This window comes from Streptomyces sp. CB02261 (assembly GCF_001905665.1).
Lineage (GTDB): Bacteria > Actinomycetota > Actinomycetes > Streptomycetales > Streptomycetaceae > Streptomyces.
In genome coordinates, this window is sequence record NZ_LIVX01000008.1 from 1 (window position 1) to 18,458 (window position 18,458).

An 18,458-nucleotide genomic window follows, 5' to 3' on the forward strand; every position below is an offset into this window, starting at 1 on the left:
CATGGCCCGCAACCTCCCGTAACTCCCTGCCCGTTGAAAGGAGACAGGCCGTGACCCTGAAGATCGCTGTCTGTGTGAAGTACGTCCCCGACGCGACCGGCGACCGCGGTTTCGCCGATGACCTGACGACCGACCGCGAGGCCGTCGACGGTCTGCTCTCGGAGCTCGACGAGTACGCGGTCGAGCAGGCCCTCCGCATCTCCGAGGACGCCGACGACGCCGAGGTCACCGTGGTGACCGTGGGCCCGGACGACGCCAAGGACGCGCTGCGCAAGGCCTTGTCGATGGGCGCCGACAAGGCCGTCCACGTCAACGACGAGGACATCCACGGCTCCGACGTGATCGCCACCTCCGCGATCCTGGCCAAGGCCCTGGAGAAGACCGGCTTCGACCTGGTCGTCTGCGGCATGGCGTCGACCGACGGCACGATGGGCGTGCTGCCCGCGCTGCTCGCCGAGCGGCTGTCCCTCCCCCAGGTGACGCTGCTCTCGGAGCTCTCCGTCGAGGACGGCGTGGTGAAGGGCCGTCGTGACGGCGACGCCGCCACCGAGCTCCTGGAGGCCCCGCTGCCGGCCGTCGTCTCGGTCACCGACCAGTCGGGCGAGGCCCGCTACCCCTCCTTCAAGGGGATCATGGCCGCCAAGAAGAAGCCGGTCCAGGAGCTGGACCTGGACGACCTCGACATCGACGCCGACGAGGTGGGCCTCGCCGGGGCCTGGACCCTGGTCGACGCGGTGGCCGCGCGCCCGGCCCGTACGCAGGGCACGATCGTCACGGACGAGGGCGACGGCGGCAAGCAGCTCGCCGCCTTCCTCGCGTCCCAGAAGTTCATCTGACCGACCGTCAGCCACACCCACTCAGGAGCAACGAATCATGGCTGAGATCCTGGTTCTCGTGGACCACGCCGACGGTGCGGTCCGCAAGCCGGCCCTCGAACTGCTGACCCTGGCCCGCCGCATCGGCGAGCCCTCGGCGGTCGTCCTCGGCGCCGGCCAGGCCGCGGCCTCGATCGCCGCCACCGCCGGCGAGTACGGCGCGGCGACGGTGTACGTCGCGGACGGCGCCGAGTTCACCGAGCAGCTGGTCGTGCCGAAGGTCGACGCGCTCACCCAGCTCGCCAAGGAGAAGGGGGCGGCCGCCGTCCTGGTGACCTCCTCCGGCGAGGGCAAGGAGGTCGCGGCCCGCGTCGCGCTCCGCCTCGGCTCCGGCCTGATCACCGACGCCGTGGAGCTGGAGGCCGGCGAGGACGGCCCGGTCGCCACCCAGTCCGTCTTCGCCGCCTCGTACCAGGTGAAGTCGCGGGTCTCGCACGGCGTGCCGGTCATCACCGTCAAGCCGAACTCCGCCGCCCCGGAGGCCGCTCCGGCCGCCGGTACGGTCGAGGACGTCACGGTCGCCTTCTCCGGCAACGCCGCGAAGGTCGTCTCGCGCACCCCGCGCGTCTCCACCGGCCGCCCGGAGCTGACCGAGTCCGCGATCGTGGTCTCCGGCGGCCGCGGTGTCGGCGCGGCCGAGGGCTTCGCGGTCGTCGAGAAGCTGGCCGACTCGCTCGGCGCGGCCGTCGGCGCCTCCCGCGCCGCCGTGGACGCCGGCTGGTACCCGCACGCCAACCAGGTGGGCCAGACGGGCAAGCAGGTCTCGCCGCAGCTGTATGTCGCGGCGGGCATCTCGGGTGCCATCCAGCACCGGGCCGGCATGCAGACGTCGAAGACGATCGTCGCGGTCAACAAGGACGCGGAGGCCCCGATCTTCGACCTGGTCGACTACGGCGTGGTCGGTGACCTCTTCGAGGTGCTGCCTCAGCTGACGGACGAGATCGGCGCCCGCTGACCGTCCCGCTCGCCCACGACGAAAGGGGCGGGTGGGTGGCACTCTGTGCCACCCACCCGCCCCTTTCTGTCGTTCCCGTGTCAGATCCAGCCGTCGAGCGGGACCTCCTCGCAGAGCCGGACGACCGGCCTGCGGCCGGTGACGCCGACCCCGGAGGAGAGCTTGACCCGGACCCCGGGGCGCACCGCGTGCAGCGGACCGTCGACGCGGCAGCGGACCGTGAAGCCCTCCGTCATGTACACCGGCCAGAGGTCGGCATCGGCCGCGGCGACCCCGCGCCGTACGGAGATCACGCCTTCGCCCTCGCTGAGTTGGGGCGTGAGCTCCGTCGACCCGCAGGTCGGGCAGAGCAGTCGCTGGAACGTCGTGGTGTGGCACCAGCGGCAGCGCTGGAAGTAGAGCTCGGCGTCGGGGGCCGACTCCTCTGCGGCCCGGACGGCGGTCCCGCTCCTCATTCCCGTGTGGAACACGATGCCTTCTCCTTGCACTCGGCGGCTCGACCGTGCATGGAGCAAAGATATGGCACTGAGTGCCATCAAATAAAGACCTGAGTTCCCCGAATTAGAGATACCGCGAACCCCGGCGGCCGCGGCCGGTTCGCGTCAGTCCTCGCCGAGGCTCGATTCCACCTCGCGCACCACGCGCCACATCGGGGTGGACCGCTTGGTGATGACCACCACGACGTCCTCGGTCTCCTCCGCCGGCGCGGCCACCACCGCGTCCGGGCTCCAGGTGGCACGGACGAACTCCAGGGCCCGGTCGACCTCGGCGAGCGGGTCGCCCTCCCCTCCCGAGCGCAGCCAGTGTCGCAGCGCGTGGTTGTGGGCGGCGACCACGGCCGCGGCTGCCACGTTGGCGCGCAGGGTGCCGTCCCTGCGGTCGGCCCAGCGGGTGCGCAGATAGTCGCCGAGGGTCTTCTCGTACCGCCAGACGACGGAGAGCTCGTAGGTGCGGAGCCCGGCCACCTCCCGCGTGAGCCGGTAGCGCTGGACGGAGAAGGTGGGGTTCTCGGCGTACATCCGCATGACGAGACGGGCGGCGCCGCACACCCGGACCATCGGGTCGTCGGTGTCGGCGCTCGCCGCGAGGAAGCGGGTCATGTCGGCGAGGCACTGCTCGTGGTCGGGGAAGACCACGTCCTCCTTCGACGGGAAGTACCGGAAGAAGGACCTGCGCCCGACGCCCGCGAGCGTGACGATGTCGTCGACCGTGGTCTGCTCGTAGCCCCGCTCCAGGAAGAGCTGGAAGGCGGCGGCGATGAGGGAGTCCCGCATCGCTGGCTTCGTGGAGTTCGTCGACGCTGTTCCCATGGGCCGAACCTAACATTCGACACACCAGAGCGCGGCACTAGATGCCGGAGGAATCCGGCACCCAGTGCTCTGCCGAGGGTACGGAGGTTCAGCGCCCCCGGTTCAGCGGGCCGCCATGCGGAGCGCGCCGTCCATGCGGATCGTCTCGCCGTTGAGGTAGTCGTGCTCGGCGACCATGGTCACCAGGCGGGCGTACTCCTCGGGGCGGGCGAGGCGCTGCGGGAAGGTGACGGTCGCGGCGAGGCCGGCCCTGACGTCCTCGCCGAACCCGGCCATCATCGGGGTGTCGACGATGCCCGGGGCGATGGTGACGACCCGGATGCCGAACTGCGCCAGGTCCCGCGCCGCGGTGACGGTCATGCCCGCGACGCCGGCCTTGGAGGCGGCGTAGGCGATCTGCCCGACCTGGCCCTCGAAGGCGGCGATCGAGGCGGTGTTGACGACGAGACCGCGCTGCCCGTGCTCGTCGGGCTCGTGCCGGGCGATGGCCTCGGCGGCGAGGCGCATGACGTTGAACGTGCCGAGCAGGTTGACGTCGAGCACGGTCCGGAACAGTTCGAGGTCGTGCGGTCCCTTGCGGCCCAGGATGCGGGCGGAGGGGGCGATACCGGCGCAGTTCACGGCGAGCCGCAGTGCGGCGCCGTCGGTGTCGATCGCGGCGAGGGCCTCGCGGACCTGCTGCTCGTCGGTGACGTCTGCGGCGAGCAGCCGGACGCCTTCGGGCAGCGGTCCCGCGGCGGCCACGGCCTTGTCGAGGTCGACGCCGTAGACGGCGGCGCCCCGTGCGGCGAGCGCCGCAGCGGTGGCGGCCCCGAGGCCGGAGGCGGCGCCGGTGACGAGAGCGGCGGAGCCGGCGATGTCCATGGAACTCCTCGTTCGTGTCGTGTGTCGTCGTGGTGGTGCGTGTGTCGTCGAGTGTGGGGCGCGGCGCGGGTGTCACACGGGTGCGACCCCCGCAGCCGGGCGGCTACTTCTCGGTGCGGGCGAGTCCCCGACTGATGACGAGGCGCTGGATCTGGTTGGTGCCCTCGAAGATCTGGGTGATCTTGGCTTCGCGCATGTAGCGCTCGACCGGGAAGTCGCGGGTGTAGCCGTAGCCGCCGAGGACCTGGACGGCGTCCGTCGTGACCTTCATCGCCGTGTCGGTGGCGATGAGCTTGGCCGCGCTGGCCTGGCGGCTGAAGGGACGGCCGAGGTCGCGGCGGCGGGCCGCGTCCAGGTACGTGGCGCGGGCCGCGTCGACGGCGGCGGCCATGTCGGCGAGGAGGAAGCCGAGGCCCTGGTGGTCGACGATCCGGCGGCCGAAGGTGGTGCGCTCGTTCGCGTAGGCGACGGCGGCGTCCAGGGCGGCCTGGGCGAGGCCCGTGGCGCAGGCGGCGATGCCGAGACGGCCGCTGTCCAGGGCGCTGAACGCGATCTGGAGGCCCTGCCCCTCCTTCCCGACGAGCCGGTCGGCTTCGAGGAGGGCGCCGTCCCAGTAGGCGGAGGTGGTGGGGACGGCCTGGAGGCCCATCTTCCGCTCGGGGGCGCCGAAGCTGAGGCCCTCGGTGGCACCGGGGGCGAGGAAGCAGGAGATGCCGTGGCTGCCGGGCGCGGTCCGGGCGAAGAGCGCGTAGAAGCCCGCCCTGCCGCCGTGGGTGATCCAGGCCTTGGTGCCGGTGACGCGGTAGCCGCTGCCGTCCTCCTGGCGCTCGGCCTTGCAGCTGAGGGCGGCGGCGTCGGAGCCGGCCTGCGGCTCGGAGAGGCTGTAGCCGCCGACGGTCCGGCCCTCCAGCATCCCGGGCAGCCAGCGTTCCTTCTGCTCGGCGGTGCCGAAGGTGTGCAGCGGGTGGCAGGCCAGGGTGTGGACGCTGGTGGCGACGGCGACGGCCGCCCAGCGCGCGGCGAGCTCCTCGAGGACCTGGAGGTAGACCTCGTACGGCTGGCCTCCGCCGCCGTACTCCTCGGGGTACGGGAGGCCGAGGAGCCCGGCCTCGCCGAGGGTGGCGAAGAGCCCTTCGGGATAGGTCTCGGTGGCCTCGTGCTCGTCCACCCGCGGAGAGAGCTCCTTGTCGGCGATCTCCCGGGTGAGGGCGATGAGGTCCGCTGCCTCGGGGGTGGGAAGCAGGCGGTCGACATCCATGGCGACTCCAGCGGCGCGCAAAGTGGTACTGAGGAAGGTACTGCAGTACCGCCGAGCGTAGCGCAGAAGGGTGCCGCCGTAACCCCCGCCAAAAGCGGCCTGGAATACTGGCCGGGTGATCGAGACCTCAGCCGCCGACACCCCGAAGCTCACGGGTCGCGGTGCGGCGCGCCGCTCCGCCCTGTTCGAGGAGCTCGTCGCCCTCCTCGTCGGCGAGGGCTTCGCCCGGCTGACGCTCGACGACCTCGCCGGGCGCCTGCGCTGCTCCAAGCGGACCCTGTATGGCCTCGCCGACAGCAAGGAGCAGCTGGTGCGTGCGGCGGTCGTGCACTTCTTCCGCCGCGCCACCGCCCGGGTGGAGGCGGTCCTCGCCGCCGAGGCCGACCCGGCGGAGCGGCTCGCGGCCTATCTGCGGGCGGTCTCGGCGGAGCTGGCGCCGGTCTCGCCGCAGTTCTTCGACGACGTGGCCGCGTTCGAGCCGGCGGCGGAGGTCTACGAGCGCAACACCCGCGCGGCTGCCGACCGGGTCCAGCAGCTCATCGAGGAGGGCGTCCGCGCCGGGGTCTTCCGCCAGGTCCACGTGACCTTCGCGGCCGACGTCATCTCCTCGGTGATGGTCCGCATCCAGCGCCGCCAGGTCGCCGCCGCGACGGGCCTGGCCGACGCGGAGGCGTACGAGGAGCTGGCCGAGCTGCTCCTCAGCGGCCTCCGCAAGGCCTGAGACACCCCGACGGACGGGCATGGCCGGTTCTCGCCCTCGTTCGATCACTCTGCGCATCCGATCCATTACCGTGTGCGGCGTCACCGACCACCGCACCCAGGGAGACCTCCACGTGGAGCGCAGCCGTACCGTCCCGAGGATCCGAGCCGTACTCGCCGCCATGGGCGTCACCGTCGCCCTCGCCGCCGCGCCGCCGGCGCAGGCGGCCCCCGCGGAGAGGCCCGCCGCCGCTCCCCCGGCTCCCTGCACCGGGGAGTTCCAGGGCGACAGGCGGCTCGGACCGAAGCACCTGCCGAAGAAGTGGCAGGAGCCGGTGGGGCCGCTGCTCAACCGGTACCACCGGACCGGGCAGCTGTCCCCCGCCGACTTCCTCAAGAAGTACTGGGAGGGTCCCGCCGACACCGGCGGCTGGAAGTACCCGCCCAACGACGGCTTCGGCGAGGTCAACGGCACCGTCGACAAGGCGCCCGAGCTCCTGACGGAGGGCGAGCGCCTGGACCGCTTCGGCTCCGAGTACGGCGCGTACCTGGCGCCGGCCGGTGACGCCTACGCCGAGCGGGCGCTGCCCCCGCAGAACCTCAACACCCGGGACGCCGCCTTCCCCTGCGACTACCACCTGTACGAGGTGGCGCGGTCGTTCGTGGTCTGGGAGGGCTCCATCGCGCCCTGGTTCGAGCAGCCGGGAGGCGGCCGGCAGATCAAGCTGGACCCGGCGTTCCTCGACCCGGGCGAGGGGCAGCGGCTCAACGTCAAGTGGCTGCTCGACCACGGCTACCTGGTACGCGTCGCCGCGTGACCGACCGCCGGGCGCTGGACCGGGCACTCCGGGAGGCCGGGGTGCCCGAGGCGTACTACTGGATCGAGGACGTCCACGAGCCGGCGCCGACCCCGCCCGACTTCGTCTATCTGCGGACGGATCCGGCCGGGGGCGGCTGGGAGACCGGGGTGTACGAGCGGGGCGCGTACGAACCGGTCGCCACGCACGCCACGGAGGCGGAGGCCTGCGCCCACCTCCGGAGCCTGCTGGGGGACCAGGGCGGGACCGCGTTCAGACCCTGAAGATCCACGGGCTCTTATTTCAAGAGGTGACTTAAACCCCAAGAGAAGAGCGCGCCGGGAGCCTGACAACGGTATGTTGGCGTTCAGGACTATTCCACCAGGGGGCTCCCAGTGACCATGCGGAACGGCCGCACGGTGCGTGACCTGCGGCGCGAGAACCGTACCGCCGTCCTCCAGCGCCTCTACTTCGACGGGCCGATGAGCCGCTTCTCGCTCGGCCCCGCGACCGGCCTCAGCTCGGGTTCGGTCAGCAACGTGGTCGCGGAGCTCGTGGCCGAGGGCCTGGTCGAGGAGGCGGGCAGCGTCGACTCGGCCGGCGGTCGCCCCCGCACCCTGCTGCGCGTCACCCCGGGCAGCGGCTTCATGATCGGCGTCGACGTCGGCGAGACCCGCGTCAGGATCGAGCTGTTCGACCTCATGCTCACCGAACTCGCGCGCGCGGACCGGCCCTTGGAGGTCGCCAGCCCTCACCCGCACGAGCGGTACGAGGTCGGGGTGGTCGTCGACCACGTCCGCGAGGGCATCGCCGAGGTCATGCGCATCGCCGACGTGCCGGCGGAGCGTCTGCTCGGTGTCGGTGTGGGTGTGCCGGGGATCGTGGCGCGTGACGCGGAGGACGGTGCGGTGGTGCACGGTCAGACGATCGGCTGGGACGCGGTGCCGTTCGAGCGGCTGTTGCGGGCGGCGGTGGATCTTCCCGAGGCGGTGCCGTACTGGATCGACAACGGTGCCAAGACACTGGGCCAGGCGGAGATGTGGTTCGGTGCAGGGCGGGGTGCGCGCAGTGCGGTGGTGGTCCTGTTCGGCTCGGGTGTGGGTGCCTGTGTGGTGGCCGATCCGCTGGGGCCGGGGCGGGCGATCGAGTGGGGTCATCTGACGGTACGGGTGCGGGGCCGGCGCTGCCGCTGCGGTGCCCAGGGCTGCCTGGAGGCGTACGCGGGCGCGGAGGCGCTGCTCGAACGGTGGCGGGAGGCGGGCGGGCTGCTGCCGTCGGGCGCGGACGAGGAGACGGCCCTGACCGCGATGCTGGCGGCCGCCTACCCGGCCGACCCGGAGGACTCCGACCTGACCGCGCTGACCGTACTGGAGGAGACGGCCGAGTACCTCGGCGCCGGCTTCGCCGACCTGATCAACCTCTTCCAGCCCGAACGCATCCTCGTCGGCGGCTGGGCCGGCCTCCAGCTCGGCACCCGCTTCCTGGAGACGGTGACGGAGCACGCGAAGGAGTACGCCCTGACGTACCCGGCGGCGCGGGTCAGCATCGGCCTCGGCACGCTCGGCCCCGACGCGGTCACGGTCGGCGCGGCGATCCTGCCGCTCGCCGACTTCTTCGCCCGGGGCGGCCGACGGGCCGACCCGGAGACCGCCGGGGAGCAGCCGGCCTGGGCCTCGACCGTCAGGGAGAGGACGGCGCACTGAGCCGCGAGCACACGGCCGGGGACTGTGCCGCCGATCGGGACGGTTCCGCGTCGCGAGCCGGGCGGGCCCGACCGGTGTTCTAGGCGACGGAACCTATCCGCCCCGCGGGTTCGCGGGGCCCGTCGTGGTGGATCGGGGTGTGGGCGCCGGTGAGGGAGACGCCGCTGCCGCCGCGGCGGTTGGCGACGATCTCGGCGCCGATGGAGAGGGCCGTCTCCTCCGGGGTACGTGCGCCGAGGTCGAGGCCGATCGGGGACCGCAGACGGGCGAGTTCGAGATCGGTGACGCCGACCTCGCGCAGGCGCTTGTTGCGGTCCTCGTGGGTGCGGCGGGAGCCCATCGCGCCGATGTAGGCGACGGGAAGCGTGAGGGCGGCCTGGAGGAGGGGGACGTCGAACTTGGCGTCGTGGGTGAGGACGCAGAGGACGGTCCGGCCGTCGGTCTCCGTGGACTCCAGGTAGCGGTGGGGCCATTCGACGACGATCTCGTCGGCCTCGGGAAAGCGGGCCGGCGTCGCGAAGACGGGCCGGGCGTCGCAGACGGTGACGTGGTAGCCGAGGAACTTGCCGACCCGGACGAGGGCGGCGGCGAAGTCGATGGCGCCGAAGACGATCATGCGGGGGGCGGGGACGGAGGACTCGACGAGGAGGGTCAGCGGCTGTCCGCAGCGGCTGCCGTCCTCGCCGATCTCGACCGTGCCGGTACGGCCCGCGTCGAGCATCGCCCGGGCCTCGGCCGCCGCGGTGCGGTCCAGCTCGGGGTGGCCGCCGAGCTTCCCCTCGTACGAGCCGTCGGGACGGACCAGGAGAGCCCGGCCCATGAGGTCCTCGGGGCCGGAGACGATCCGGGTCAGGGCGGCCGCCTCGCCGGTGGCGGCGGCCGCGAACGCGGCGGGGAAGACCCCGCCGCGGACCGGGGTGACGAGGATGTCGATGACACCGCCGCAGGTCAGACCGACCGCGAAGGCGTCCTCGTCGCTGTAGCCGAAGCGCTCGACGACGGTCCTGCCGTCGTCGAGGGCCTGCACGCACAGGTCGTAGACCGCGCCCTCCACACACCCTCCGGAGACCGAGCCGATCGCCGTGCCCTCGCTGTCGACGGCGAGTGCGGCACCCGGCTGCCGGGGCGCGCTGCCGCCGACGGCCACCACGGTGGCCACGGCGAAGTCGCGTCCCTGCTCGACCCACCGGTTGAGCTCTTCGGCGATGTCCAGCATCTCGGTTCTCCTCTGGAAGGTGTGGGGAGGGCGGCGGGGGCGGCGTCAGCCGACGCCGAGCCAGCTCTCGATCGGGTGGATCGCGAAGTACACGATGAAGATCGCGGTGAGGCCCCACATGAAGGCACCCACCTCGCGGGCCTTGCCCTGCGCCACCTTGATGACGGCGTAGGAGATGACACCGGCCGCGACACCCGTGGTGATGGTGTACGTGAAGGGCATCAGGACCACGGTGAGGAACACCGGGATCGCCACGGAGCGGTCGCTCCAGTCGACGTGCTTGGCGTTCTGCATCATCATCGCGCCGATGACGACCAGGGCGGCGGATGCGACCTCGGCCGGAACGATCGCGGTGAGCGGGGTGAAGAAGAGGCAGAGGGCGAAGAAGGCGCCGGTGACGACGGAGGAGAGGCCCGTGCGGGCACCCTCGCCGACGCCGGTGGCCGACTCGACGAAGACGGTCTGTCCGGAGCCGCCGCCGACACCACCGATGACACCGCCGGCGCCGTCGATGAACAGGGCCTTCGACAGGCCCGGCATGCGGCCCTTGTCGTCGGCGAGGTTGGCCTCGGAGCCGACGCCGATGATGGTGGCCATCGCGTCGAAGAACCCGGCGAGGACCAGGGTGAAGACGATCATGGTGATCGTGATGTAGCCGACGTCGCCCCAGCCGCTGAAGGAGACCTCGCCGATGAGCGAGAAGTCCGGTGCGGAGACGGCGCTGCCGTTGAGCTCCGGCGCGCCGGAGAACCAGGCGCCCGCGCCCTTGGCCGGGATGTCGGCCACGGCGTTGACGATCATGGCGACGACGGTGCCCGCGACGATGCCGATGAGGATGGCGCCGGGGACGTTGCGGGCCTGCAGCGCGAAGATCAGCAGCAGGGTGACGGCGAAGATGAGGACGGGCCAGCCCATGAGTTCACCGGCCGGGCCGAGGGACACGGGACCGCCGCCCGGGGCGGGGTTCTCGTGGACGAAGCCGGCCTTGACGAAGCCGATGATCGCGATGAAGAGGCCGATGCCTATGGTGATCGCGTGCTTGATCGCCAGCGGGATCGCGTTCATGATCATCTCGCGGAGGCCGGTGACCACCAGGAGACAGATGATGACACCGTAGGCCACACACATGGCCATCGCCTGCGGCCAGGTCATGACGGCGATGACCTGCGAGGACAGGACTCCGGAGACACTGAGACCGGCCGCGAGGGCGAGCGGGACCTTGCCCCAGAAGCCCATCAGGAGAGTGGTCACAGCGGCGGCGAGCGCGGTCGCGGTGATGAGCGCGGGCTGGCTGAGTACGTTGCCCGCGACGTCCTTGCCGCCGAGGATCAGGGGGTTGAGCAGGAGAATGTACGCCATCGCCATGAAGGTGGTGACGCCGCCGCGGATCTCCGTCGCGACGGTGGATCCTCTCTCCGAGATGTGAAAGTACCGGTCGAGCCAAGAGCGGCCGGCGGGGACGTTGGAGCCGGAGCCCGCGTCCTCCGATGCGGTCTTGGGCTCCACAGACGACTGGGTCATGGGGCCTACTCCCAAGGTTCAAAGGGGCACCCGCATCAGACTTCGAAGGGCTTCTGATCTGGTGAAGCTGCGGGATTTGGGATGCTGCGTGGGCTGCACGACCCGGGGGACGGCCCGAGACGAACGGAGTGAATCGGTACTGCGGGGACTGCGGTGACTGCGGGTGTTGCTGGTACAGCGCGTGTTTCCGGCGGTGCCGGGGTTACTCCGGGCGGCACGGGCGGGGGGAAGTGTGACGTTCCCGGGGAGGCACGTACCGCCCGGAGAGTCCTACAGGGTGCCGGTGAGCGCCTCGGGGCGGACCGGCGTCTTGTTGAGCTCCAGGCCCGTCGCGGCCCGGATCGCCGCGAGGACGGCCGGGGTGGACGACAGGGTCGGGGCCTCACCGATGCCGCGCACTCCGTACGGGGCGTTCGGGTCCGCCAGCTCGAGGTAGTCGACCGGGATGGTCGGCGTGTCGAGGATGGTGGGGATCAGGTAGTCCGTGAAGGAGGGGTTGCGCACCTTCGCGGTCTTCGGGTCGACGATGATCTCCTCCATCACCGCGACGCCCAGGCCCTGGGTGGTGCCACCCTGGATCTGGCCGACGACGGAGAGGGGGTTGACCGCCTTGCCGACATCCTGGGCGCACGCCAGCTCGATGACCTTGACGAGGCCGAGCTCGGTGTCGACCTCCACCACCGCGCGGTGCGCGGCGAAGGCGTACTGGACGTGGCCGTTGCCCTGGCCGGTGACGAGGTCGAAGGCCTGGGTGGGGCGGTGCCGCCACTCCTCCTCGACCTCCACGGCCTGGTCCTCCAGGACGTCGGCGATGGTGGCGAGGGCCTCGCCGCCGTCGGTGACGACCTTGCCGCCCTCCAGGAGGAGTTCGGCGGTGGCCCACGCCGGGTGGTACGAGCCGAACTTGCGCCGGCCGATCTCCAGGACCTTCTCGCGGACGAGCTCGCAGGAGTTCTTGATGGCGCCGCCGGTCATGTACGTCTGGCGGCCCGCGGAGGTCGAGCCGGCCGAACCCACCTGGGTGTCGGCGGGCTGGATGGTGACCTGCTGGACGCCGAGCTCGGTACGGGCGATCTGCGCGTGGATGGTCACGCCGCCCTGGCCGACCTCCGCCGCGGCGGTGTGGACCGTGGCGACGGGCTCGCCGTTGATGACCTCCATGCGGATCCTGGCGGTCGAGTAGTCGTCGAAGCCCTCGGAGAAGCCGACGTTCTTGATGCCGACGGCGTAGCCGACGCCCCGCACCACACCCTCGCCGTGCGAGGTGTTGGACAGGCCGCCCGGCAGCGCGCGGACGTCCGCGCCCTCGCCGGCGGTCTCCCACTGGCGCTCCGGCGGCATCGGGCGGGCCTTGACCAGGCGGAGGAGCTCGGCGACCGGGGCGGGCGAGTCGACCAGCTGCCCGGTCGGCATGATGGTGCCCTGCTCCATGGCGTTGATCTGCCGGAACTCGACCGGGTCCATGCCCAGCTTGGCCGCCACCTTGTCCATCTGCGCCTCGTACGCGAAGCACGCCTGGACCGCGCCGAAGCCGCGCATGGCGCCGCAGGGCGGGTTGTTGGTGTAGAGGCCGACCGCCTCGATCTCGACGTCGTCGACGACGTAGGGGCCGACGGAGAGGGAGGCGGCGTTGCCGACGACCGAGGCCGTGGACGACGCGTAGGCGCCGCCGTCGAGCACGATCTTGCACTTCAGGTGGGTGAGCTTGCCGTCCTTGGTGGCGCCGTGCTCGTACCAGAGCTTCGCCGGGTGCCGGTGGACGTGCCCGAAGAAGGACTCGTACCGGTTGTAGACCATTTTGACCGGCTTGCCCGTGCGCAGCGCGAGCAGGGAGGCGAGGATCTGCATCGAGATGTCCTCGCGCCCGCCGAAGGCACCGCCGACGCCGGCCATCGTCATGCGGATCTTCTCCTCGGGCAGGCCGAGGCAGGGGGCGATCTGCTTGAGGTCCGAGTGCAGCCACTGGGTCGCCACGTACAGGTCGACGCCGCCGTCCTCGGCCGGCACGGCGAGGCCGGACTCGGGGCCGAGGAAGGCCTGGTCCTGCATGCCGAAGGTGTACTCGCCGCGGACGATGACGTCGGCCCGCTTGGCGGCCTCGTCGGCGTTGCCGCGGATGATCGGCTGGCGGTGCACGATGTTCGGGTGCGGGACGTGACCGGAGTGGTGGTCGTCGCGGCCCTCGTGGACCAGGATCGCGTCCGGAGCGGTGGCCGAGGCCTCGTCCGTGATGAGCGGGAGCTCCCGGTACTCGACCTTGATCTTGGCGGCGGCGCGGCGGGCGGTCTCCGGGTGGTCGGCGGCCACGAGGGCGACCGGCTCACCGTGGTGGCGGACCTTGCCGTAGGCGAGGACCGGGGTGTCCTGGAACTCCATGCCGTAGTTCTTCGCGGCGGGCAGGTCCTCGTGGGTCAGGACGGCGTACACGCCGTCCATGGTGAGGGCCTCGGAGGTGTCGATGGAAACGATCTCGGCGTGCGCGACGGTGGACCGCAGGATCTGGCCCCACAGCATGTCCTCGTGCCACATGTCCGAGGAGTAGGCGAACTCGCCGGTGACCTTGAGCGTGCCGTCCGGGCGGAGGGTGGACTCGCCGACGCCGCCCTTGACGTGCTTCTGGGTGACGTCGGTGGGCGTACCCGCCGGAACGGTGCGTGTGTTCTGAGCCATCGTCAGACCGCCTCTCCCTGACGCTCCTGGCGCGCGGCCGCGAGGCGGACCGCGTCGAGGATCTTCTCGTAACCCGTGCAGCGGCAGAGGTTGCCGGACAGGGCCTCGCGGATGTCCGCGTCCGTCGGGGACGGGTTGCTCTCCAGCATCTCGTCGGCCGCGACGAGCAGACCGGGGGTGCAGAAGCCGCACTGGACGGCGCCGGCGTCGATGAACGCCTGCTGGATCGGGCTCAGTTCGACGCCCTCACCGGTCTGGGAGTCCTGACCGGGCTTGGCCTCCCACTTCTTGGCGGCGTCGAGCGAGGTGCCGCAGGCGCCGGAGGCGCAACCGCCGTGCTCGTCGCGCTGCTTGGCGTACTCCGCCAGGCCCTCGACCGTGACGACCTCGCGGCCCTCGACCTGACCCGCGGCGACCAGACAGGAACAGACCGGTACTCCGTCGAGGCGGACCGTGCAGGAACCGCACTCGCCCTGCTCGCAGGCGTTCTTGGAGCCGGGCAGACCCAGACGCTCACGCAGAACGTAGAGGAGGGACTCGCCCTCCCAGACGTCGTCGGCTTCCTGCGGACGTCCGTTGACCGTGAAATTGACGCGCATGGTTATGCAGCTCCCTCAAGCGAGCGGCCGGTGCCGCGGTACTGCTCCCAGGTCCAGCCGAGCTGGCGGCGGGCCATGATCCCGACGGCGTGGCGGCGGTACTTGGCGGTGCCTCGGACATCGTCGATCGGGTTGGCGGCGCCGGAGCAGAGGTCGGCGAACTGCTTCGCGATCGACGGAGTGATGATCTTGCCGCTGTCCCAGAAGCCGCCCTCCTCCAGAGCCGCGTTCAGGAAGGCCTCGGCCTCCTTGGCGCGGATCGGGGTCGGCGCGGCGGAACCGATGCCGGTGCGCACGGTCCGGGTCTCCGGGTGCAGGGCCAGGCCGAAGGCGCAGACGGCGATGACCATCGCGTTGCGGGTGCCGACCTTGGAGTACTGCTGGGGGCCGTCCGCCTTCTTGATGTGGACGGTCTTGATGAGTTCGTCGGGCTCGAGCGCGTTGCGCTTCACGCCCGTGTAGAACGCGTCGATCGGGATGAACCGGCTGCCGCGCACCGACTCGACCTCGACCTCGGCGCCCGCGGCGAGCAGCGCCGGGTGGGCGTCGCCGGCGGGCGAGGCGGTGCCGAGGTTGCCCCCGACGCCACCGCGGTTGCGGATCTGCGGGGAGGCGACCGTGTGCGAGGCGAGCGCCAGACCGGGCAGCTCGGCCCGCAGGTTCTCCATGATCCGGGTGTACGGGACGGAGGCGCCGAGCCGTACGTTCTCCTCGCCGACCTCGTACTCGCGCAGAAGCTCGATGCGGTTGAGGTCCAGGAGGTACTCGGGGCGCCGGTGGTCGAAGTTGATCTCGACCATGACGTCGGTACCACCGGCGATGGGCACGGCCGTGGGGTGCTCGGCCTTGGCGGCGAGCGCCTCCTCCCAGCTGGCGGGGCGAAGGAAGTCCATGGTGGCTCTCTTCTAGTGATTCTGGTGATCGGGGGTCGCGCAGGGTTCCGGGGGGACGGCCGGCCCTCGACTTCATGTTCATGTGCTGTTCACGCGGTGTGTGGCCTAGTACACAAGCCCACGATCGCCCGGGTGCAGTCACCGAAAACATGAAGGAGTTGGCTGGCTCCCGTTGTCGTCTTGTAGATTCGAACGAAAGGCGGGAAACAGCAACCTCGCTGTTTTCCCCTGGAAACGGTGGCACCACTGCACCGTCGACAACGCGACACCTATCACCCCACTCATCAAGGAACGGCGGCGACACGATGCGGCTGCGCGCACTGCTGGAGAACGACGCGCTCGGGCTGCGCCTGCTCGGCGGCGAGGACGAGCTGGACCGCACCGTCCGCGGCGTGATGACGACCGACCTCAAGGACCCCAGCCGGTACCTTTCGGGCGGCGAGCTGGTGCTCACCGGCCTCGCCTGGCTGCGGGAGCCGGCCGACGCCGAGCCGTTCGCCCGCATCCTGGCCTCGGCCGGGGTCGCGGCCCTCGCCGCCGGTGAGGCGGAGCTCGGCGACATCCCCGACGATCTCGTACAGGCGTGTTCGCGCCATCGTCTGCCGCTTTTCGCGGTGAACGAGTCCGTTGCGTTCGCGACGATCACCGAACACGTTGTTCGACAGGTCTCGGGCGAGCGGGCCGGTGACCTCGCCGCCGTGGTCGACCGGCACCGGCGGCTGATGACCTCGGGCCCGGCGGGCGGCGGCCCGGAGGTGGTCCTCGACCTGCTCGGCTCCGACCTGGACCTGCGGGCCTGGGTCCTCTCCCCCACCGGCCGCCAGATCGCGGGTGCGGGCGAGCCCCTCCCGCCGGGTCTCGCCGCCACCCTGGCCGGTGAGCACCTGGCCGCCACCCGGACGGGACGGCGCGGCCCGCACCGGCTGAGCACCGGCGGGACGGCGTACTCCCTCTTCCCGATCCGCAACACCGGCCGGGGTGCCGTCCCGGCCGCCAGAGACGTGCGCGAGACGGTCCTGTCGGACTGGCTGCTCGCCGTCGAGGCGGACGCCGGGGACTGGCCCGCCGCCCGGCTCGACCTGCTCCAGGGCGTCACCCAGCTCATCGCCGTCGAGCGGGACCGGCGCGACGCGGCCCGTACGGTACGGCGCCGGCTCGCCCAGGAGGTCCTGGAGCTGGTGCAGACGGGCGCGGCGCCCGCCGAGATCGCGGCCAGGCTGCGGGTCGCCGCCCCGGTGCTGCTGCCCGGCCTGGGCACGGCCCCGCACTGGCAGGTGGTCGTCGCCCGGGTCGAATGGGAGCAGGAGGCCGGGCAGGGCACCGCCGTGGACGGCGGCCCGGTCGCCCAGGCGCTGCTCGAGGAGATCCTCGTCGACCCGGCGACCGTGGGTGCCGAGTCGGCCGACCGGATCGCCGTGGCGCACAGCGGCGACGAGGCCATCGCCCTCGTACCGCTGGCGGCGGGCCCGCTGCCGGACAGCGAGGACGACGGCCCGGCACAGACCCTCGGCCTGCACGCGGACGCGCTGCTCGCCGCCGTACGGGCGCCGCTCTCGGCCGGCCTCGCCGACGACGGGCGGCTCACCCTCGGAGTCAGCGCGGCCGTGCACTCGGCGGAGGGCCTGCGCGGGGCCCTGGAGGAGGCACGGCACGCCCGCCGGGTCGCCGCCGCCCGCCCGGGCCGGGTCTGCGCGGCCGGACACCACGAGCTGGCCTCGCACGTGCTGCTGCTGCCGTTCGTCCCGGACGACGTCCGGCGCGCGTTCACGGCCCGGCTGCTCGACCCGCTGCGCGACTACGACCGGCGTCACCGCGCGGAGCTGATCCCGACCCTGGAGGCGTTCCTCGACTGCGACGGCTCGTGGACGCGCTGCGCGACCCGGCTGCACCTGCACGTGAACACGCTGCGCTACCGGGTCGGCCGGATCGAGCAGCTCACCGGACGCGACCTGTCGCGGCTCGAGGACAAGCTCGACTTCTTCCTCGCCCTGCGGATGAGCTGAGACTCCCCGCACCGGATTCATCCCTTCGGGCGAGTCCGGTGGAGTGGCGTCCGGGCCGGTGCGGCCCGGACGCCGGGGTGGCCGCCGGGCCGCCCCGGGGCCTGATCACGGGCCTCGCGGCGATCTGACGAGCTGTCGGCCGCGGCGCCGGCGGCGGTACCCCGATCCACCGCCCTCTTGTGAAATCTTTCACCTGACCCCTTGGCCAGGTACTCCCCTTCGTGCTGAGATGCGGGTCTCACTCAACAGCTCAATGGCGCGCTCGGGGAGGGCAATGTGGCGGATACCGCCATGTCTGGTTCCGAATCAAGGGGCGGCGAAGATCCGTCCCTCGCCTACGGCAAGGAGACCCCCGTCGAGACCGCCATATGGCGGCTCCGCTCCCGGGGATGCTGGACGGACGCGGCGGCGCTGCTCGCCCCGCACGCGGCGGAACCGGCCGCCGCACTCGAACGGGCCGCGCTGCTGATCGAGCGCTGTCTCTACACCGAACAGGGCTGGGCCGACGCGGAGGAGGCGCTCCGGGCGGCCGAGGCGGTGGCCCGTACCGACGAGGAGCGCGGGGCCGCGGCCTGCGAACGCGGCTATCTCGCCTACGCGTCCACGCTTCTCGGCGTACGCGACCGGGCCGACGAGGCGCGGATGGCCCTCGGCCGCGCGGCCGCCCTCATCTCCCCCTCCGCCGAGGGCCGGCCCCTGCTCGACCTGCGGCGCGGGCTGATCGCCCAGAACCTCGGCGACTCGCCGCAGGCGGCACGTGCCGCGTATCGCAGGGCGCACGCCGGGGCCGCGGCCCAGGGGGACTCGCTGCTGCTGTCGTCCACCTGGCGGCATCTCGCCGGACTCGCCCTTCGTGAGGGGGAGTTGGCGGAGGCCCGGCACGGCTTCGCCGAGTCGCTCCGCATCCGGGAGGAGCTGGGCTACCTGGTCGGTACGGCTCCGGCGCTCACCGCACTCGCCACCACGGAGACGGAGCCGGAGGCGGGCCGGCTGCGCGCGGAGGCCCGCCGTCTCTTCCGGCTCCTCGGCGGGGTGCCGACCTGGCTGGCGAGCCAGCTGACACCACAGACGGCAGCCTGAAGTCCCGCCGTCGGA

General features: G+C 71.9%; 17 protein-coding genes. 8 read left to right on the forward strand and 9 right to left on the reverse strand.

The annotated features are described in order from the left end of the window. The first annotated feature begins 50 nt into the window (after positions 1-50). Together AMK29_RS25270 and AMK29_RS25275 are read left to right on the forward strand one after the other, a co-directional pair. Positions 51-836: an electron transfer flavoprotein subunit beta/FixA family protein gene (locus tag AMK29_RS25270; RefSeq protein WP_073817265.1), complete on the forward strand. Its 786-nt coding sequence runs from the start codon at positions 51-53 to the stop codon at positions 834-836. A gap of 37 nt (positions 837-873) precedes the next feature. Continuing rightward, a complete protein-coding gene (locus tag AMK29_RS25275; RefSeq protein ID WP_073817266.1) occupies positions 874-1,830 on the forward strand; it encodes an electron transfer flavoprotein subunit alpha/FixB family protein in 957 nt (318 codons plus the stop codon). Between the two features lie 80 nt (positions 1,831-1,910). Here the strand turns inward: AMK29_RS25275 and AMK29_RS25280 are convergent, their stop codons facing one another. From AMK29_RS25280 to AMK29_RS25295, 4 genes are all read right to left on the reverse strand, one after another. Further along, positions 1,911-2,300, reverse strand: a complete 390-nt coding sequence (locus AMK29_RS25280; RefSeq protein WP_073817269.1) for a zinc ribbon domain-containing protein — start codon at positions 2,298-2,300, stop codon at positions 1,911-1,913. A 132-nt stretch (positions 2,301-2,432) separates the two neighbouring features. Further along, the gene (locus tag AMK29_RS25285) at positions 2,433-3,104 is read right to left on the reverse strand and encodes a TetR family transcriptional regulator (protein WP_198942336.1); all 672 of its coding nucleotides are present in this window, start codon (positions 3,102-3,104) and stop codon (positions 2,433-2,435) included. A gap of 138 nt (positions 3,105-3,242) precedes the next feature. Continuing rightward, entirely contained in the window at positions 3,243-4,004 is a 762-nt protein-coding gene (locus tag AMK29_RS25290; protein WP_073817274.1) for an SDR family NAD(P)-dependent oxidoreductase, read from the reverse strand. 103 nt (positions 4,005-4,107) lie between these two features. Beyond that, positions 4,108-5,262: an acyl-CoA dehydrogenase family protein gene (locus tag AMK29_RS25295; RefSeq protein ID WP_073817277.1), complete on the reverse strand. Its 1,155-nt coding sequence runs from the start codon at positions 5,260-5,262 to the stop codon at positions 4,108-4,110. 115 nt (positions 5,263-5,377) lie between these two features. Between AMK29_RS25295 and AMK29_RS25300 the strand changes: the two genes are divergently transcribed. From AMK29_RS25300 to AMK29_RS25315, 4 genes are all read left to right on the forward strand, one after another. Further along, the gene (locus tag AMK29_RS25300; protein ID WP_073817279.1) at positions 5,378-5,983 is read left to right on the forward strand and encodes a TetR/AcrR family transcriptional regulator; all 606 of its coding nucleotides are present in this window, start codon (positions 5,378-5,380) and stop codon (positions 5,981-5,983) included. 160 nt (positions 5,984-6,143) lie between these two features. Next, on the forward strand, positions 6,144-6,779 hold the full coding sequence (locus AMK29_RS25305) for a TNT domain-containing protein (RefSeq protein WP_073817847.1): 636 nt from the start codon (positions 6,144-6,146) through the stop codon (positions 6,777-6,779). Next, positions 6,776-7,042 (forward strand): hypothetical protein, encoded by a 267-nt coding sequence (locus AMK29_RS25310; protein ID WP_073817281.1) that lies wholly within the window; start codon positions 6,776-6,778, stop codon positions 7,040-7,042. Before AMK29_RS25305 ends, AMK29_RS25310 begins: the two co-directional genes overlap by 4 nt. 111 nt (positions 7,043-7,153) lie before the next feature. Then, positions 7,154-8,461: an ROK family transcriptional regulator gene (locus AMK29_RS25315; RefSeq protein ID WP_107422692.1), complete on the forward strand. Its 1,308-nt coding sequence runs from the start codon at positions 7,154-7,156 to the stop codon at positions 8,459-8,461. 79 nt (positions 8,462-8,540) lie between these two features. On the opposite strand, the gene AMK29_RS25320 is transcribed toward AMK29_RS25315, so the two are convergent. The 5 genes from AMK29_RS25320 to AMK29_RS25340 form a co-directional block, all read right to left on the reverse strand. After that, positions 8,541-9,677 carry an XdhC family protein gene (locus AMK29_RS25320; RefSeq protein ID WP_073817284.1) on the reverse strand — a complete coding sequence of 379 codons (1,137 nt, stop codon included), beginning with the start codon at positions 9,675-9,677 and terminating at the stop codon, positions 8,541-8,543. A 45-nt stretch (positions 9,678-9,722) separates the two neighbouring features. Next, positions 9,723-11,198, reverse strand: a complete 1,476-nt coding sequence (locus AMK29_RS25325; RefSeq protein WP_073817286.1) for an NCS2 family permease — start codon at positions 11,196-11,198, stop codon at positions 9,723-9,725. 270 nt (positions 11,199-11,468) lie between these two features. Beyond that, entirely contained in the window at positions 11,469-13,868 is a 2,400-nt protein-coding gene (locus tag AMK29_RS25330; RefSeq protein WP_073817289.1) for a xanthine dehydrogenase family protein molybdopterin-binding subunit, read from the reverse strand. 2 nt (positions 13,869-13,870) lie between these two features. Beyond that, a complete protein-coding gene (locus tag AMK29_RS25335; protein ID WP_073817291.1) occupies positions 13,871-14,467 on the reverse strand; it encodes a (2Fe-2S)-binding protein in 597 nt (198 codons plus the stop codon). Positions 14,468-14,469: 2 nt separating this feature from the next. Continuing rightward, a complete protein-coding gene (locus AMK29_RS25340; protein ID WP_073817294.1) occupies positions 14,470-15,360 on the reverse strand; it encodes an FAD binding domain-containing protein in 891 nt (296 codons plus the stop codon). Between the two features lie 305 nt (positions 15,361-15,665). On the opposite strand from AMK29_RS25340, the gene AMK29_RS25345 reads away from it, so the two are divergent. Both AMK29_RS25345 and AMK29_RS25350 read left to right on the forward strand, forming a co-directional pair. Then, the gene (locus AMK29_RS25345; protein ID WP_073817297.1) at positions 15,666-17,363 is read left to right on the forward strand and encodes a PucR family transcriptional regulator; all 1,698 of its coding nucleotides are present in this window, start codon (positions 15,666-15,668) and stop codon (positions 17,361-17,363) included. 291 nt (positions 17,364-17,654) lie between these two features. Beyond that, on the forward strand, positions 17,655-18,443 hold the full coding sequence (locus AMK29_RS25350) for a hypothetical protein (RefSeq protein WP_073817299.1): 789 nt from the start codon (positions 17,655-17,657) through the stop codon (positions 18,441-18,443). The last annotated feature ends 15 nt before the right edge of the window (positions 18,444-18,458 follow it).

What these genes read in the sequence shown, in the direction of transcription:
- AMK29_RS25285 (WP_198942336.1), bottom strand. Translation starts at nt 3,104, where the DNA reads ATGCGGGACTCCCTCATCGCCGCCGCCTTCCAGCTCTTCCTGGAGCGG.
- AMK29_RS25330 (WP_073817289.1), bottom strand. Translation starts at nt 13,868, where the DNA reads ATGGCTCAGAACACACGCACCGTTCCGGCGGGTACGCCCACCGACGTC.
- AMK29_RS25350 (WP_073817299.1), top strand. Translation starts at nt 17,655, where the DNA reads ATGTCTGGTTCCGAATCAAGGGGCGGCGAAGATCCGTCCCTCGCCTAC.
- AMK29_RS25305 (WP_073817847.1), top strand. Translation starts at nt 6,144, where the DNA reads ATGGGCGTCACCGTCGCCCTCGCCGCCGCGCCGCCGGCGCAGGCGGCC.
- AMK29_RS25290 (WP_073817274.1), bottom strand. Translation starts at nt 4,004, where the DNA reads ATGGACATCGCCGGCTCCGCCGCTCTCGTCACCGGCGCCGCCTCCGGC.
- AMK29_RS25275 (WP_073817266.1), top strand. Translation starts at nt 874, where the DNA reads ATGGCTGAGATCCTGGTTCTCGTGGACCACGCCGACGGTGCGGTCCGC.
- AMK29_RS25340 (WP_073817294.1), bottom strand. Translation starts at nt 15,360, where the DNA reads ATGGACTTCCTTCGCCCCGCCAGCTGGGAGGAGGCGCTCGCCGCCAAG.
- AMK29_RS25320 (WP_073817284.1), bottom strand. Translation starts at nt 9,677, where the DNA reads ATGCTGGACATCGCCGAAGAGCTCAACCGGTGGGTCGAGCAGGGACGC.
- AMK29_RS25345 (WP_073817297.1), top strand. Translation starts at nt 15,666, where the DNA reads ATGCGGCTGCGCGCACTGCTGGAGAACGACGCGCTCGGGCTGCGCCTG.
- AMK29_RS25295 (WP_073817277.1), bottom strand. Translation starts at nt 5,262, where the DNA reads ATGGATGTCGACCGCCTGCTTCCCACCCCCGAGGCAGCGGACCTCATC.
- AMK29_RS25325 (WP_073817286.1), bottom strand. Translation starts at nt 11,198, where the DNA reads ATGACCCAGTCGTCTGTGGAGCCCAAGACCGCATCGGAGGACGCGGGC.
- AMK29_RS25335 (WP_073817291.1), bottom strand. Translation starts at nt 14,467, where the DNA reads ATGCGCGTCAATTTCACGGTCAACGGACGTCCGCAGGAAGCCGACGAC.